The sequence below is a fragment of the Pseudomonas sp. LBUM1671 genome (genome assembly GCF_059695685.1).
Genome location: NZ_CP166782.1, coordinates 213,475 through 228,300 on the forward strand (window position 1 = coordinate 213,475; position 14,826 = coordinate 228,300).

15 protein-coding genes are annotated in these 14,826 nt (G+C 59.0%); 2 read left to right on the forward strand and 13 right to left on the reverse strand.

The annotated features are described in order from the left end of the window. Window positions 1-82: 82 nt before the first annotated feature. A complete protein-coding gene (locus ACA060_RS00960; protein ID WP_497314897.1) occupies window positions 83-709 on the reverse strand; it encodes a class I SAM-dependent methyltransferase in 627 nt (208 codons plus the stop codon). A 141-nt stretch (window positions 710-850) separates the two neighbouring features. Further along, on the reverse strand, window positions 851-1,207 hold the full coding sequence (locus tag ACA060_RS00965) for a DUF6124 family protein (RefSeq protein WP_497314899.1): 357 nt from the start codon (window positions 1,205-1,207) through the stop codon (window positions 851-853). A 271-nt stretch (window positions 1,208-1,478) separates the two neighbouring features. Here ACA060_RS00965 and ACA060_RS00970 point away from each other — a divergent pair, with 271 nt between their 5' ends. Then, window positions 1,479-1,784, forward strand: a complete 306-nt coding sequence (locus ACA060_RS00970; protein WP_497313046.1) for a transposase — start codon at window positions 1,479-1,481, stop codon at window positions 1,782-1,784. After that, window positions 1,781-2,617 carry an IS3 family transposase gene (locus ACA060_RS00975; RefSeq protein WP_497313044.1) on the forward strand — a complete coding sequence of 279 codons (837 nt, stop codon included), beginning with the start codon at window positions 1,781-1,783 and terminating at the stop codon, window positions 2,615-2,617. The genes ACA060_RS00970 and ACA060_RS00975 overlap by 4 nt, the downstream gene beginning before the upstream one ends. A gap of 378 nt (window positions 2,618-2,995) precedes the next feature. Here ACA060_RS00975 and ACA060_RS00980 read toward each other — a convergent pair whose 3' ends face one another. The 11 genes from ACA060_RS00980 to ACA060_RS01030 all read right to left on the reverse strand — a co-directional run bounded on the left by ACA060_RS00980 (window position 2,996) and on the right by ACA060_RS01030 (window position 14,784). Next, entirely contained in the window at window positions 2,996-3,640 is a 645-nt protein-coding gene (locus ACA060_RS00980; protein WP_497314901.1) for a methionine ABC transporter permease, read from the reverse strand. Further along, entirely contained in the window at window positions 3,630-4,751 is a 1,122-nt protein-coding gene (locus tag ACA060_RS00985; protein WP_497314903.1) for a methionine ABC transporter ATP-binding protein, read from the reverse strand. The genes ACA060_RS00980 and ACA060_RS00985 overlap by 11 nt, the downstream gene beginning before the upstream one ends. A gap of 2 nt (window positions 4,752-4,753) precedes the next feature. Then, complete coding sequence (locus ACA060_RS00990) at window positions 4,754-5,563, reverse strand: MetQ/NlpA family ABC transporter substrate-binding protein (RefSeq protein ID WP_497314904.1); 810 nt, start codon at window positions 5,561-5,563, stop codon at window positions 4,754-4,756. Window positions 5,564-5,741: 178 nt separating this feature from the next. After that, the gene (locus ACA060_RS00995) at window positions 5,742-7,100 is read right to left on the reverse strand and encodes an LLM class flavin-dependent oxidoreductase (RefSeq protein WP_497314906.1); all 1,359 of its coding nucleotides are present in this window, start codon (window positions 7,098-7,100) and stop codon (window positions 5,742-5,744) included. Continuing rightward, on the reverse strand, window positions 7,100-8,293 hold the full coding sequence (locus ACA060_RS01000) for an SfnB family sulfur acquisition oxidoreductase (RefSeq protein ID WP_497314908.1): 1,194 nt from the start codon (window positions 8,291-8,293) through the stop codon (window positions 7,100-7,102). Before ACA060_RS01000 ends, ACA060_RS00995 begins: the two co-directional genes overlap by 1 nt. Before the next feature lie 38 nt (window positions 8,294-8,331). Then, complete coding sequence (locus ACA060_RS01005; protein ID WP_497314909.1) at window positions 8,332-9,573, reverse strand: SfnB family sulfur acquisition oxidoreductase; 1,242 nt, start codon at window positions 9,571-9,573, stop codon at window positions 8,332-8,334. 384 nt (window positions 9,574-9,957) lie between these two features. Further along, window positions 9,958-10,722, reverse strand: coding sequence for a hypothetical protein (locus ACA060_RS01010; RefSeq protein WP_497314911.1), 765 nt, complete (start codon window positions 10,720-10,722; stop codon window positions 9,958-9,960). 489 nt (window positions 10,723-11,211) lie between these two features. Then, complete coding sequence (gene tcyN, locus ACA060_RS01015) at window positions 11,212-11,967, reverse strand: L-cystine ABC transporter ATP-binding protein TcyN (protein WP_497314913.1); 756 nt, start codon at window positions 11,965-11,967, stop codon at window positions 11,212-11,214. Between the two features lie 4 nt (window positions 11,968-11,971). After that, the gene (gene tcyL / locus ACA060_RS01020; protein ID WP_084318303.1) at window positions 11,972-12,637 is read right to left on the reverse strand and encodes a cystine ABC transporter permease; all 666 of its coding nucleotides are present in this window, start codon (window positions 12,635-12,637) and stop codon (window positions 11,972-11,974) included. After that, the gene (gene tcyJ / locus ACA060_RS01025) at window positions 12,637-13,437 is read right to left on the reverse strand and encodes a cystine ABC transporter substrate-binding protein (protein WP_109627301.1); all 801 of its coding nucleotides are present in this window, start codon (window positions 13,435-13,437) and stop codon (window positions 12,637-12,639) included. Before tcyJ ends, tcyL begins: the two co-directional genes overlap by 1 nt. Window positions 13,438-13,785: 348 nt before the next feature. Beyond that, entirely contained in the window at window positions 13,786-14,784 is a 999-nt protein-coding gene (locus ACA060_RS01030) for a D-cysteine desulfhydrase (protein WP_497314914.1), read from the reverse strand. Window positions 14,785-14,826 lie beyond the last annotated feature (42 nt).

Below are 14,826 nucleotides of genomic sequence, written 5' to 3' on the forward strand. Positions count from 1 at the left end.
CTTCCCCCTCGCCCCTTTGGGGCGGTCCGACGTTTCGGGAGGGTTGGGGTGAGGGGTGGATCTCATTGACACACCCCCCCAATCACGCCCGCCGCCAAACACTCGCCAACCAAGGCTGCTGCTCCCGCGGCAGCCCCGCCGGCCGGTAGTAATGCTCCAACTCCACAAACCCCGCCTCAGTCAGCAATTGCTGCCAAGCCGCCAGATCGTGATACGCCCCATACCGTGACCCATTCCACCCTTCCTGATTCTCGCCCCGCGGATTGGAACTGAACAACACGCCACCGGGCTTCAACGCCCCGCGCAATTCTTTCAGCACCCGAGGCAATTCCTGGCGGGGAATATGAAACAACACCGCATTGGCAAAAATCCCGTCGAAGCGTTCATTCGGTAGATCCAGCTTCAGAAAGTCTTGCTGCCACACCTCACACCCACTGTCCTCACGCGCCATCTGTGCAAACTTCTCCGACCCATCCAGCCCGACAGCCGTGTGGCCCATGCGCGTGAACGTCTGCAAATCACGCCCCGGCCCACAGCCAAAATCGAGAATGTCGAACGGCGCCTCGCCCTGAATATGCCGCAACAGGGCGTCGATGTTCTGGCTGACATCATGATCGCGAGTCCCCTCGCGAAAACCTTCGGCCACCGAGTTGTAATGGCCCAGGGTGGTGGCGGTGATCTGCTTGAGGTCAGTGGGGGTTTGTTTCATGGTCGGCTGCGCAGGCAATGGGGATTTGTCGAATATACGCCATGAGGCCGGTGGCTGCTGCGCAGCCAATCGCGAGCAGGCTCGCTCCCACAGTTGATCGCGTACACCTGTGGGAGCGGGCTTGCCCGCGATAGCGATGTCTCAGCCCTGCTTCATCCCCAGGCAATCAATGGAACGATCAACCATGGCTTTGGCAATTTCCAGCAGATGCCAGACAGAAAACACCATGGCCCGGTCCGCGCCTTTGAGGTGATCGCCACACTGATACGCCGTGACGGACGCGCAACGCAGCAGATCAGCGACATAGAGTTGGGTGTCTTCGAAACTCACGTCTTCGCTGACGTTGTAGAACCGCAGCTCATCGGGTGCTGAAGGCTGTTCACCGGTGAGGTAGAAATCGATTGCACGATAAAGGGCGGAGCGGTCTCTTGGCGGATCGTCGGTGGGATTGCCTTTGGTGGTTGTCTCGGGAGGTGGATCGGGGACAGATCTTTTCATTGGTAAAACTCCTGGTATTAGTTGGAGCCAACCGATATCGCGACTAAACGAACAGGGGTGGCGGCTGCACGCAGGTTAGTCGACCGGCCACCAGGAGACACCGGCGCACCCGAGGGTGCCCTGCGCACAGCCACCATAAACTGCAGGTGATAAATCACCTGCCGAGAGGTAGCGCTGTGCGCCTGGTAGGTTCCGGGCGACTAAACTGAACTGGCCTAATAATTCCGGACACCTCTTAAGGGCGATATGATTTCGCCAATTTGGAGGTTCCATGAAAGAAAGAAGAGTCTTTTCCCGCGAGTTCAAACACCGTGCGGCCAGCATGGTGATTGATGATCATTGTTCGGTACAGGAAGTCTGCGCCTCGCTGGACATCAGTGCCACCGCGTTACGGCGCTGGGTAGATCAGGTTCGCAAGGAACACAAGGGGGAGCCGATTCAAGGCACCAAGGCCATTACCGAGGATCAGCGCCAGATTCAGGACTTGAAAGCTAAGATCAAGCGCATGGAAATGGAAGCCGATATCTTAAAAAAGGCTACCGCTCTCTTGATGTCGGACCCCGATCGTTTTCGATGATCGCGGAGCTAAGAGAGTCATTTCCGACCGCCACCCTGTGTCGCGTTTTCGATGTGAAGCGCAGCAGCTTTTATGAATGGATGCAGCGGCGTGCCAGACCAAGGATCAGGCGCGAAGAGCTCAAAGGGAAAGTGGTTGAGTTGCACAGCGAAAGCCGCGAAGCCATGGGGTCCAGAACGATTAGCAAAAATCTGAAGGCCCAAAACATAGCGGTCGGCAGAAGCCTTGTTCAGGCGCTGATGAGAGAGGCCAACATTGTCAGTAAGCAACGCCAGCCTCACCCGTTCAGGTCCAAAGGAGTGGAAGCATTTGTCGCGCCCAATCTGCTTAAGCGCAATTTCAAGCCGGCGGCGGTCAATCAAGTCTGGTGTGGCGACGTTACAAGCTTGATGGTGGGTAAGCGCTGGGTTCATCTGGCCGTCGTGATCGACCTGTTTGCGCGCCGAGTGATCGGTTGGGCGTTTTCCCTGATCAATGATGCCAACCTGGTCAGCAAGGCGCTGCGCATGGCCACAGAGCTTCGAACGTGCTCACCTGGATTGATGTTTCATTCGGATCAAGGTTGTCAGTACACCAGTCGCAAGTTTCAAGAGGAGCTGATGCGCCATGGCATTTTGCAAAGCATGAGCCATCGTGGTCAGTGCTGGGACAATGCGCCAACAGAGCGGTTTTTCGGCACCCTGAAGTCAGAATGGGTGCCTCGCGGCGGCTATGGCACGAGCGAGGAAGCACAAACCGACATGGTCCGCTTCTTCATGTACTACAACCGCACCCGGCTACACAGCTACAACAACTACCTGTCGCCCATAGCTATGGAGCAAAAAGCGGCATAAGCACCGTAAACGGTGTCCGGATTTACTTGACCAGTTCAAACCCGATCACTGATGAGCAGTGACGGACCGAGACTAGCCACGAGAATCCACCGGCGCAAGCGAGCGGAATGATCTAGGAAATGTCCTGCAAATGAAAGGGAACAGGCCTGTAGGCGCACTGATTTTCCTGTGGGAAATGTTCCTCCTGTCACGAGGGAAATTGCCTGTGTCGAGAGTGCTTTTGTGGCGAGGGGGTTTACCCCCGTTGGGGTGCGCAGCAGCCCCCAAAGCCATTCAAAGAGGTGTGTCAGGCAAACCAGGTCAGCAGGTTTTGGGGCCGCTTCGCAGCCCAACGGGGGTAAACCCCCTCGCCACAAAAGCCCTTCAATCGCACCGTGTTCAGCGCTTGTTAAGACCCCGTGCCAACCGATCTCCACCGAGCTGGATCACCGCCACCAACACCACCAGTAACACAATCACCGTCAGCATGATCTGGCTGTCGAAGCGCTGATACCCGTATCGATAGGCGATATCGCCCAGTCCACCGGCACCAATCGCCCCGGCCATGGCCGACGAGTTGATCATGGTCACCAGCGTAATCGTGAAACCACCAACAATCCCCGGCAGCGCCTCAGGCAACAGCACATGCCAGACGATGTGCCAGCGCCGGCAACCCATCGCCTGCGCGGCTTCGATCAACCCGTGATCAACCTCTCGCAAACTAACTTCCGCGATACGCGCAAAAAACGGCGTGGCCGCAATCGTCAGCGGTACCACGGCGGCCCAGACACCATACGTCGTGCCGACGATCAAGCGGGTGAACGGGATCAGCGCCACCATCAGAATCAGAAACGGAATAGAGCGGAACAGGTTCACGAATGCACCCAGTGCGCGGTTCAGCGCCGCTGCTTCGTAGATGCCACCCTTGGAACTGGTGACCAGAATCACCGCCAGCGGAATGCCCGCCAGCAGCGCAATCAGCGATGACACGCCGACCATCAGGAACGTGTCGATGAAACCTTGCAGCAAGCGATCAAACCACATAGCCCAATACCTCCGCCTGTTGCGCCCAATTGCCGGCACGCTGACGCAATTCCTCTGCGCCAAGGGACGAGCCGGCCACCGCCAGCAGCAACTGCCCCAGCGCGTGGCCCTGAATCCGTTCCACGCCACCTTGCAACAAACGCACGCGGCCACCGAGAGCGCTGAACAAGGCCGCCAGATCCGGTTCATCTGTCGCGCTGCCAGTGAATTGCAAACGCAACACCACTGCCGCATCCGAAGACTGTGGTTGCGGGCGCAAGCGGCTTTGCAGTTCTTGCGGCAACGCGTGTTGCAACGGCGCGAGCAAGGTCTTGCTGACGTCATGCTGCGGGTTGCCGAACACTTCCCACACCGGCCCTTGCTCGACGATGTGCCCGTGTTCCAGCACCACCACCCGATCACAGATATCGCGGATCACCGCCATCTCGTGGGTGATCAGCACAATGGTTAAACCGAGGCGCTGATTGATCTCACGCAGCAGGCCGAGAATCGATTGCGTGGTCTCCGGGTCCAGCGCCGATGTGGCTTCGTCGCACAGCAGAATTTCCGGATCGTGCACCAGGGCGCGGGCGATGCCGACGCGTTGTTTCTGCCCACCCGACAGCTGCGCCGGATAGGCCTTGTGCTTGCCTTGCAGGCCCACCAGCTCCAGCAATTCACGGACTTTCTGTTCGCGTTTTTCCTTGGGCACACCGGCCACTTTCAGCGGCAACTCGACGTTCTGCCAAACGGTTTTGGCGGACATCAGGTTGAAGTGCTGGAAGATCATGCCGATCCGTCGGCGCAGCGCCACCAGGCGGTCTTCATCGAACTCGCCGATGTCCACTTGATCGATCAGCACCCGCCCGGTGCTCGGCTGCTCCAGACGATTGATGGTGCGGATCAGCGACGACTTGCCGGCGCCGCTACGACCGATGATGCCGAACACTTCACCGCGCTGGATCGCCAGGTCGATGCCGTGCAAAGCCGCCACCGGACCTTGCTGGCCAGTGTAGGTTTTACCCAGGCCGATGAAGCGCACGTGCGCCCGGTTCAGGTCCGGGTGCAGTTCGGTCTGTTCGGCTTTATGTGGCTCTGGAATATCCAGTCGCCGTTGGATCGCGGCCGTCATCCTCAGCTTTCCCAACCGGCTTGATAGAGCTTGCCGTGGGCTTTATCCAAGGCTGCGCGAACGGCTGGCGAGTGCTGGTAAATGTCGACGAATTTGATCAGGCGCGGGTCGGTTTTGCTTTTCGGCTGGATCACGAACTGGATCACGTATTCCTTGTGATCGAGGCCATCAAACAGCAGCGCAGAACCGGCATCGAAGGTCTTCGACAGACGGATGTAGGCCGGGTAGCCCTGCACCAGATCGGCGTCGTCATAGGCGCGCACCAGTTGCACAGCCTCAACCTGCAGGATTTTGATTTTCTTCGGGTTGGCAATGATGTCTTCTTCGGTGGCCTTGTAGCCGACACCCGGTTTGAGGGTGATCAAACCGGCCTTGGCCAACAGTTGCAGGCCGCGACCGCTGTTGATCGGGTCGTTGGCGATGGCGACGCTGGCGCCTTGTGGCAAGTCGTCGAAGCTTTTGTATTTCTTCGAGTAGAGGCCGACGTTGTTGATGATTCCCGGCGCGAACGGCACCAGGTCAAAACCGGCGGCGGCCTTGGCGTTTTCCAGGAACGGGACGTGCTGGAAGTAATTCACATCGATGTCGCCGGCCGCGAGGCTGACGTTGGGGGCGATCCAGTCGCTGAACTCCACCAGGTCGACTTGCAGGCCTTGTTTTTTCGCTTCTTCAACGGCGGCCTCCAGCGGAATGGCGAAGGCGGCGGTGGTACCGACTTTCAACGGCGCGTCGGCGGCGAAGCTGATGGAGCTGAAGAGGCCGAGGGCCAGGGCCAGTGCTTTGACTGGGTGGGAGAGAAGTTTCTTGGTCATGATGAGTTTTCCAGTCAATTATTCAATATGTGCACGCATTTTGTGGCGAGGGAGCTTGCTCCCGCTGGGCTGCGGAGCAGCCCCATAGCCATTCGATCAGGTGTGTCAGGTACAAATCGGTTTCGGGTTTTGCGACTGCTGCGCAGTCGAGCGGGAGCAAGCTCCCTCGCCACAGGGATCAGCGGCGAAACGCCGAGCCCGTGTGTTGCCCAGGCAAATGCGCTTCACCGTGAAACAGCTTTTCCCGCAGGCTGCCGCTGTCGTAAGCGGTTTTGTACGACCCTCTGCGTTGCAATTCGGGAATCACCGAATCGATGAAGTCCACATAGCTTTCCGGCGTGACAATCCGCGTCAGGTTGAAGCCATCCAGCCCGGTTTCGGCGATCCACGATTCCAGTTCGTCCGCCACTTGCTCAGGTGAACCCACCACCGTGATGTAGCGGCCACCCAGCGCGTGTTGCTCAAGCAATTTGCGTCGGGTCCAGTCGTTGTTTTGCAGGTTCCTGGTCGCCGACTGGATGGCGTTGCTCTTCACGTACTGGATCGGTTCGTCGATTTGGTATTCGGAGAAATCGATCCCGGTCGACGCCGAAAAATGCGCGACACCGGCCTCGGCGCTGGCGTAGCTGAGGTACTCGGCGTGCTTCTTCCAGGCAAGCTCTTCGGTGGCGCCGACAATCACGTTCAAGCCCATGAACACCTTGATGTCCTCGGGATTACGCCCGGCTTCAACCGCGCTGGCGCGAACCTTGTCCACTTGCACCTTGGTCGACGGTTTGTTCTGACCGCTGATGAACACGCATTCGGCATGGCGCCCGGCGAACAGCAAACCGCGATCCGAACTGCCGGCCTGGAACAGCACCGGCGTGCGCTGCGGCGACGGTTCGCAGAGGTGGTAACCCTCGACCTGATAGAACTCGCCCTTATGCTCGACCTTGTGCACTTTTTCCGGTTGGGCGTAGATCCGTTGCTGCGGGTCATTGAGCACCGCGCCGTTTTCCCAGCTGCCTTCCCAGAGTTTGTAGAGCACTTCCAGGTATTCATCGGCCTGGTCGTAGCGGCGGTCGTGTTCCACCTGTTCGCTCAGGCCCATGGCTTTGGCGGCGCTGTCGAGGTAGCCGGTGACGATGTTCCAGCCGACCCGGCCGCGACTCAGGTGATCGAGCGTCGACATGCGCCGAGCGAACAGATACGGCGGTTCGTAAGTCAGGTTGGCGGTCAGGCCGAAGCCGAGGTTTTTCGTCACCGCTGCCATGGCCGAAACCAGCAACAGCGGGTCGTTGACCGGCAGCTGGATCGACTCTTTCAGTGGCACGTCCACCGAGTTCTGGTAGACGTCGTACACGCCGACGATGTCGGCGATGAACAGGCCATCGAACAAACCGCGCTCCAGCAACTGCGCCAGTTCGGTCCAGTATTCAATGGTTTTGTACTGAGTGGAGGTGTCCCGTGGATGCGTCCACAGGCCATGGTTGATGTGCCCGATGCAGTTCATGTTGAACGCGTTGAGCAGGATCTTCTTTTTCGCCTCGGCCATCAGAGGGTCCCTCGCAACGGAGGGTTTTCATCGTTGAGGTAGTAGTTGCCGACGGCGTGATACTTCCAGCGCACCGGGTCGTGCAGCGTGTGCACCCGGGCGTTGCGCCAGTGGCGATCGAGGCCGTGTTCGATCAGCGTCGCCTGGCTGCCGGCCAACTCAAACAGCGTGCTGCCGGCGGCGAGGGAAATTTCGGTGCTGATGGCGCGAGCTTCGGCCACGGCAATCGAGGCAGCGGCTACGGTTTCGGCGTTGGTGTCGGCCTGAGCTTTATCGAGGAATTCGCCGGAGCGTTCCAGCAACGCTTCGGCAGCGTGCAGGCGAATGCTCAGGTGGCCGAAGCTCTTGAGGGTCAGCGGATCGTCAGTGGCCTTATCGTGGGTGGCGTCGATCCACGGACGGGTTTTCGTGCGCACGAAATGCAACGCGTCTTCATAAGCGGCGCGGGCGATGCCGGTGTCGATGGCGGCGTGGAGAATCTGCGCCAGCGGGCCGACAGGGGTCGGGCGCTCGAAGGCACTTTGAAACGGGATCACGTCTTCGGCGGCGACGTAGACGTCTTCGAACACCACCGAACCGCTGCCGGTGGTGCGCTGGCCGAAACCGCTCCAGTCGTCGATGACGGTCAGGCCTTTGCTGTTGTGGGGGACGAACGCCAGTTGCTGCACACCGTTTTCATCCACCACCGAAGTCGGAATGCGTTGCGCATAGATCGCGCCGGTTGCGTAGAACTTGCGGCCGTTGATGCGATAGCCGTCACCGTCGCGTGTCAGGTTCGTGACGCGGTCGTGGGCCGTTTTGGTGCCCAGTTCTGCGAGGGCATTGCCGAAGCGTTGTCCGGCAAGCACTTCGGCGTACAGGCGTTTTTTCTGCTCTTCGCTGCCGTTCACACGCAGCACTTCGAGGGCGTAGAAATGGTTCTGCGGGATCTGTCCGAGCGAGCCGTCCGCCTGGGCAATCAAAGCGATGACCTTGGCCAGGGTGACGTTGGAAACGCCAGCGCCTCCGTATTCTTTTGGCACGCTGATGCCCCAGAGGCCCGAGCAGGAAAACACTTCCAGCTCCGGGTGCGGCAGGCGACGTTCGCGGTCGCGCAGGGCGCTGTCACGCTTGAAATCTTCGGCCAGATCGGTAGCGACGATCACGGCTTGCTCATCGCTGGTTATGACCGCGACGTGGTGAGAAAGAGTCATGTGTTTCTCCAGAGATCTGGTCAAAAGTGTTCTGGTCGTTAGATCCAGGAGTGGCGAGCGGGCAAAGTGCCGTTCAAGTGATAAATACCGACTGCGTGGTATTTCCAGCGAACGGGATCGTGCAGCGTGTGCACGCGAGCGTTGCGCCAATGACGGTCGAGGTTGAATTCGGCGAGGGTCGCGCGGCTGCCGGCCAGTTCGAAAAGTTTTTCGCTGGCGAGCAGGGAGATCTCGGTGGTCAGCACTTTGGCTTCAGCCACGGCGATCGAGGCGCGCGCGGCAGACTCGGCAGTGAGTGGCGCGGCGCTGACCTGATCGAGCACTTGCCCGGCCTTGCGCAGCAGCGCTTCGGCCGCGTGCAGTTCGATTTTCAGTTTGCCGATATCGGCGATGACGTAGAGGTCATCGCTGGCCCGTTCGACCTTGGCGTCGATCCACGGCCGGGCGCGGGTTTTCACGAACTCGATGGCGTCGTCGATGGCACCGCGGGCGATGCCGGCGTCGATGGCCGCCTGGATCAATTGCGACACCGCGCCCTGAATATTCGGGCTGTCGTTGATCTTCCAGTTGTCCACCACCAGCTCGGCGTCGACCCGCACGTTGTTGAGCAAAATGGTGCCGCTGGCGGTTGTGCGCTGGCCGAAGCCCGACCAGTCATCAACGATGCGCAGACCTGGCGTACCGCGACGGACGAAGGCCAGCACTTGCTTGCCGTCGTCGTTCAGCGCCTTGACCGCCACCCAATGGGCGAACAGCGCGCCGGTGGAGTAAAACTTCTGCCCGCTGATGACAAAACCGTCGCCGTCGGCGGTGATTCGTGCCTTGAGTTCGAGGGTGTTTTTGGTGCCGCGTTCCGGCCCGGCATTGCCGATGCGCCAGCCTTCGAGCACGCTTTTGAACAGCTGTTTTTTCTGCGCCTCGGTGGCGCTGCCGAGCACCAGATTGAGGATGCCGAACTGGTTCTGCGGGATCTGTCCCAGTGCCGGGTCCGCCGCGGAAATGATCGCAAAGACCTCGGCCACTGTGACGAACGAAACCTGCGGGCCACCGTACTCGCGCGGGATGGCAATGCTGCCTAAACCGCTGCGGGTGAACTGTTCGATTTCCGACCATGGCAACTTGCGCTGCCGGTCACGTTTGGCTGCTTGCAGGCGGGCAACTTGCGCCAGCTCATGGGCGGCCTTGATGGCTTGTGCGTCGTTGCGCAAGACCTGCGCGGGCAACAACAACGGGGCGATGTCCAGATCACTCTGAACGATTGCATCTGCCAGACTGGACATCAGTGCCGCTCCTTGGCTGCACGCAATGCCCTGGCGATCTGCACTGGGGTGATTGTGTTCCGGACCATACCTACCTCACATCTCATGGAGTCGCCGCGATGGAGGCGGCGAACGAAAATCAAGAATGTCCGGTGGTCCGGTGTATATACCCTAAGCGTGTATAAAAATTAAATAAACTAACTTTTGGGAATATACATAGAAGGGCGTCTGTTCGTAGCGCAACACTTGCCTTGTAGCAGCTGCCGAGCCTGCGAGGCTGCGTTCGGCAGCGCAGCTGTCGCAAAACCAGCCAACTCGGTATTTCATAAGACCGCGTGCTCGGTTTTCACGACTGCTGCGCAGCCGAACGCAGCCTCGCAGGCTCGGCAGCTGCTACAGGGGATCTCAGGGTTTACGCGTTTCGGCGGCTTTCAATTCTTCTTTGAACGGCACTTTCAGATAGGGATTGTTGCAACCGATCTTGAGCCTGCGCGGCGGTGCCCAGCCGGAGTTGTTGCCCACGCGATCGAGGATGCAGTAAGTCACTTCCAGCCGAAGGTCTTCGCCCGCTTCGAGGATGATCGCCGGCGGCACCCAGACTTGAATCGGCTTATCCACCTCATCAGCCTTGAGCTGCGGCAAGTCCATGCGCACATCCCCCCAACGCAAGGTGATTTCATCGTCGACGGCCATGTTCAGGTATGGCTCGATGGTCAATGGCACGCCGCGCTTGATCTGGTTCGGATTGACCCCCTGGCGGCGAATGGTTTCGGGAATGCCCACCGGTGCCAGGTGCTCGTTGTCGTGACCGCACAGGGTGAGCGGCTGGCCGCCCGGGCAATCGAGCTTGATCTGTACCCGCGTGGCCAGCGACAGCGCCGGTCCTTGCCCGACCTGCATGACGCGGTAGTGAATGCAGGAGGCGCCATTGGCGATGAAGCTTTGCGGCACACGCAGGCTGACGGCTTCGCCGACCTCATCGGCCGTGATCACGCGGGAGGCGACGTAGCAGTTGTCCCAGAACAGTTCGATCAGGTCGCCTTCGTCCATGCCGGGGTAGGGCGCCACGTCGATCAGCAGATGGGCCGCCGACGTGACATTGATGCCGGTCTTGTGGGATTGCGCCAGGGTAGGGGCCGCAAGTCCGGATTTATTCGAGGTGCTTGTCATGGGTTTCTCCTTGAAGCCTTGCAGCGAAGTCCGTTTCTGAAAGATCGAAAGGCGTGTATTACCGAGCAACAAAGTTGTTCACTACTTGCAAGTTTAAATATGGGTTGGGAACGATGGTCGACGCCGGTTGGAGACTAGATAAGAGTGCGCTTGTATAGGTGTCAATAGAACTGGCTAGTTAAGTATGGGATCTAGTGTTATTCAGAAAAATCCTACGCTTTAAAGTTAATAAGCTGCACCGCTCTGTCGAATTTGGCCGCGTATTTATTAATTTTCAGGCGTGTGTGGCGGCGACCGCGTGCTTGGTGAGGGCGCTTGATTATGCGAATTGTAGGCGAGTTAAATCTGTTGCAGGACATATATATGTACCGCACGCAGCGTTGGAAACTTATCTATCGTTCGAGGGTTGGTAACGAGGGTGTTGCGAGATTTAGTGGCGGGGATAGTTGTCACTTCCGTCCATGGAAGTTAACAAATGATGAAGCGGTATTAGTGGTGGGCGTTATTCAGAAACTTGCTGAGAAACTGCTTCGTCCGCTCTTCTTTCGGATTGGCAAACAGCGCTTTGGCTTCGCCTTGTTCGACGATCACACCTTTGTCGAAAAACACCACGCGGTTCGCCACGTCCCGGGCAAAGCCCATTTCGTGGGTCACGATGACCATGGTGCGCTTCTCCTCGGCCAGGCTGCGGATGGTCGCCAGCACTTCACCCACCAGCTCCGGATCGAGTGCCGAAGTGGGTTCATCGAACAGAATCACTTCCGGCTCCATCGCCAGCGCACGGGCAATCGCCACGCGCTGTTGCTGGCCTCCTGAGAGGCGTCGCGGGTAAGCATCTTCCTTGCCCGCCAGGCCAACCCTGGCCAACAGCTTTTTACCCAGGGCAACGGCGTCGGCGTGCGGGATCTTCTTGACGATGATCGGGCCTTCGATGACGTTTTCCAGGGCGGTGCGATGAGGGAACAGGTTGAAGTTCTGAAACACGAAGCCGACGTGTTGACGCAAGCGTCGCACCAGGCTTTGCTGCTGGTTCAACGGGCGGCTGCCATCGATCTCGATGTCACCGACCTTGATCCGGCCGCTGGTGGGTTCTTCGAGAAAATTCAGGCAGCGCAAGAACGTGGTTTTTCCCGAACCGCTAGGCCCGATGATCGCGACGACCTCACCTTCCTTCACTTGCAGATCGATGCCGTTGAGCACGACTTGACCCTTGAACTGCTTTGTCAGTTTTTCCACGACAATCATGGGGTCAGGACTCCTGGTCGTGCCGATTGACCCGCTCTTCCAACTTGTTCTGCAGGTGCGAGAGCACCGTGGCCAGAATCCAGTAGATCAGCGCGGCGGCAAGGTACATGGTGAACACTTCGAAGGTGCGTGCTGTGATCAGCTGCGCCTGGCGGAACAGCTCCGGCACCTGGATGGTGGCGGCCAGCGCGGTGTCCTTGACCAGCGAAATGAAGCTGTTGCCCAGCGGCGGCAATGCGGTGCGCATCGCTTGCGGAATGATGGCCCGGCGCAGGGTCTGCGCACGGGTCATGCCGATGCTGGCGGCAGCTTCCCACTGACCGCGCTCGATGGAGCTGATCGCCGAACGCAGGATTTCACAGGCGTAAGCGGCCATGTTCAGCGAGAAGCCGATCAGGGCCGCCGGCAGCGGATCGAGTTCCATGCCCAATTGCGGCAAGCCGTAATAGATCACGAACAGTTGCACCAGCAACGGCGTGCCGCGAAAGAACGACACGTAGATGCGGGCGATCCAGCTCACCAGCTTGAAGCGCGACAGGCGCATCAGTGCCAGGCCGAAGCCCAGCATGAGGCCGAAGAACATCCCGCCCAGGCTCAAGATGACCGTGAAGTAGGCCCCCTTGAGCAGGAAGGGCAGGGAGTCCAGTGCGAGTTGGAAAGCTTCTTCCATTATTGAGTGACGTCAGCGCTGAAGTATTTTTCCGAAAGCTTTTTCAGCGTACCGTCGGCACGCAGCTTCTCGATGGCTTTGTTCACCGCAGCCAGCAACTCAGGCTCGCCTTTGCGCAGGGCAATACCGGCTTCCTGACGGGAGAACGCTTCGCCGGCGGCGGTAGTGTCCTTGGCCTTTTTAGCGTATTCGAGCGCGGCGAGGCGATCGATCAGAATGGCGTCGATGCGGCCGACACGCAGATCCTGGAACTTGGTCGGATCATCGTCATAGGTCTTGATGATGGCTTTTGGTTGATTGTCCTTGAGCCACTGCTCGTAGTTGGTGCCCAGGCCTACACCGACTTTTTTTCCGGCCAGATCGGCGGCAGACTTGATGTTCAGCTCCGCAGCCTTCTTGGTCAGAACCAGCGCCTGAATCCCGGAAACGGTGTACGGCTCGGAGAAGTCATACTTCTTCTTGCGCTCTTCGGAGATGGTCACCTGGTTGATCACCGCGTCCAGACGCTTGGATTCCAGTGCCGCGAGGATGCCGTCCCATTTGGTCGGTTGCAGTTTGACCTTCACGCCCAGCTCTTTGGCCAGGGCTTCGGAGAACTCGACTTCGAAACCGGCCAGTTTGCCGTCGGCGTCGACGAAGCTGAACGGCGGGTAGGTGCCTTCCAGACCGACGTTGATCACGCCTGCGTCTTTGATTTTTTGCAGCTGCTCACCGGCAACCGCTTGCCCCAGCAGGCCGGCGCTCAGCGCCAGGCCCAGCGAACCGACCAGCAGATTTCGACGTAGTGCGGAAAAATTCATGACAAGCCCCTGTGTTTTCTTATGAAGACGCTTTTAGGAATGTTGGCAAAATCGGGATTTGGACGACTGCAATATCCTGCCCTAAAGCAGCGTATGCGTCTCGCTGCAAATTCGCCTGCGGCGTGACTATATGATGGCGGATTTAGATAAGAAAATAATGAATATTGAGTTTGTTATTCATTTATTGCATATGAAACTCACGCAATCCCCTGTGGCGAGGGAGCTTGCTCCCGTTCGACTGCGCAGCAGTCGCAAACGCAGTCTCCGCGTACAACTGAGAAACCGTGGTGCAGGTCTTGGGGATGCTGCGCACCCCAACGGGAGCAAGCTCCCTCGCCACGGAATACTTCAACTGGTCAGCGAATCTTTGTAGGCGAACAACGCCGGCGCCCCGCCCGTGTGCAGGAAGATGATCGGGCCCTCGTTAAAGCGCTGACGACCGATGCCATCAAGCAACCCGGCCATGGCTTTCCCGGTGTAAACCGGATCCAGCAACAACCCTTCCTGACTCGCCAACAGCTTCACCGCCGCCAGTGTCCCGGCATTCGGCTCGCCATAACGCGGGCCGAAATATTCGTCCCACAACTCGACCTTGAAACTCGCCGGCAGGCTCACGCCCAGCAACTCGGCAGTGCGCTCGGCCAGGCCCTGGACTTTTGGGCGCTGATCTTCATCGCTGCGGGAAACCGTGACACCAATCACTGGCAAATCCGGCAGTGCTTCACTCAGTGCCAGCGCCAGACCACTGTGGGTCCCGGCACTGCCCGAGGCCAGGACCACGGCGGCGAATTCCAGGCCGGTGTCCTTGATCTGTTCCGCCAGTTCCAGCCCTGCGCGCACATAACCCAAAGCGCCCAGTGCGTTGGAGCCACCAATCGGCACCAGATACGGCTTCTTGCCGTTATTGCGCAGACGATCGGCCAGGGCCTGCAATTGCTCGTCGGCGTTGTCGAGGTTTTCCACCAGCTCGACCTTGGCATCGAACAGGTCCAGCAGCAGCCGATTGCCGTTGCCGAGATAGTTGGCGTCGTCGGTGCCCAACGGGTTTTCCAGCAGTGCGATGCAGCTCAGGCCAAGCTTGGCAGCAATGGCGGCGGTCTGGCGCACGTGGTTGGACTGAAGCGCGCCAGCGGTTATCAATGTGTCGGCGCCCTGGGCCAGGGCATCGGCCGCCAGGTATTCAAGTTTGCGTAGCTTGTTGCCGCCCATGGCCAGCGGTGTCAGGTCATCGCGTTTGACGTACAGATCGCGACCGAGCCAGGTCGACAGGCGTTCGAGTTTTTCCAGAGCGGTAGGGTGGCCGAGGAGGTCGAGGCGGTTAAAGCGGGCAAGCTGTTGTTTGATCATGGGTCCGTACTGGCCAAGGGAGATGTCAGGACTATAGGCACG

Coding starts and splice junctions, on each gene's coding strand:
- ACA060_RS00960 (WP_497314897.1), bottom strand. CDS start 709: ATGAAACAAACCCCCACTGACCTCAAGCAGATCACCGCCACCACCCTG.
- ACA060_RS00965 (WP_497314899.1), bottom strand. CDS start 1,207: ATGAAAAGATCTGTCCCCGATCCACCTCCCGAGACAACCACCAAAGGC.
- ACA060_RS00970 (WP_497313046.1), top strand. CDS start 1,479: ATGAAAGAAAGAAGAGTCTTTTCCCGCGAGTTCAAACACCGTGCGGCC.
- ACA060_RS00975 (WP_497313044.1), top strand. CDS start 1,781: ATGATCGCGGAGCTAAGAGAGTCATTTCCGACCGCCACCCTGTGTCGC.
- ACA060_RS00980 (WP_497314901.1), bottom strand. CDS start 3,640: ATGTGGTTTGATCGCTTGCTGCAAGGTTTCATCGACACGTTCCTGATG.
- ACA060_RS00985 (WP_497314903.1), bottom strand. CDS start 4,751: ATGACGGCCGCGATCCAACGGCGACTGGATATTCCAGAGCCACATAAA.
- ACA060_RS00990 (WP_497314904.1), bottom strand. CDS start 5,563: ATGACCAAGAAACTTCTCTCCCACCCAGTCAAAGCACTGGCCCTGGCC.
- ACA060_RS00995 (WP_497314906.1), bottom strand. CDS start 7,100: ATGGCCGAGGCGAAAAAGAAGATCCTGCTCAACGCGTTCAACATGAAC.
- ACA060_RS01000 (WP_497314908.1), bottom strand. CDS start 8,293: ATGACTCTTTCTCACCACGTCGCGGTCATAACCAGCGATGAGCAAGCC.
- ACA060_RS01005 (WP_497314909.1), bottom strand. CDS start 9,573: ATGTCCAGTCTGGCAGATGCAATCGTTCAGAGTGATCTGGACATCGCC.
- ACA060_RS01010 (WP_497314911.1), bottom strand. CDS start 10,722: ATGACAAGCACCTCGAATAAATCCGGACTTGCGGCCCCTACCCTGGCG.
- tcyN (WP_497314913.1), bottom strand. CDS start 11,967: ATGATTGTCGTGGAAAAACTGACAAAGCAGTTCAAGGGTCAAGTCGTG.
- tcyL (WP_084318303.1), bottom strand. CDS start 12,637: ATGGAAGAAGCTTTCCAACTCGCACTGGACTCCCTGCCCTTCCTGCTC.
- tcyJ (WP_109627301.1), bottom strand. CDS start 13,437: ATGAATTTTTCCGCACTACGTCGAAATCTGCTGGTCGGTTCGCTGGGC.
- ACA060_RS01030 (WP_497314914.1), bottom strand. CDS start 14,784: ATGATCAAACAACAGCTTGCCCGCTTTAACCGCCTCGACCTCCTCGGC.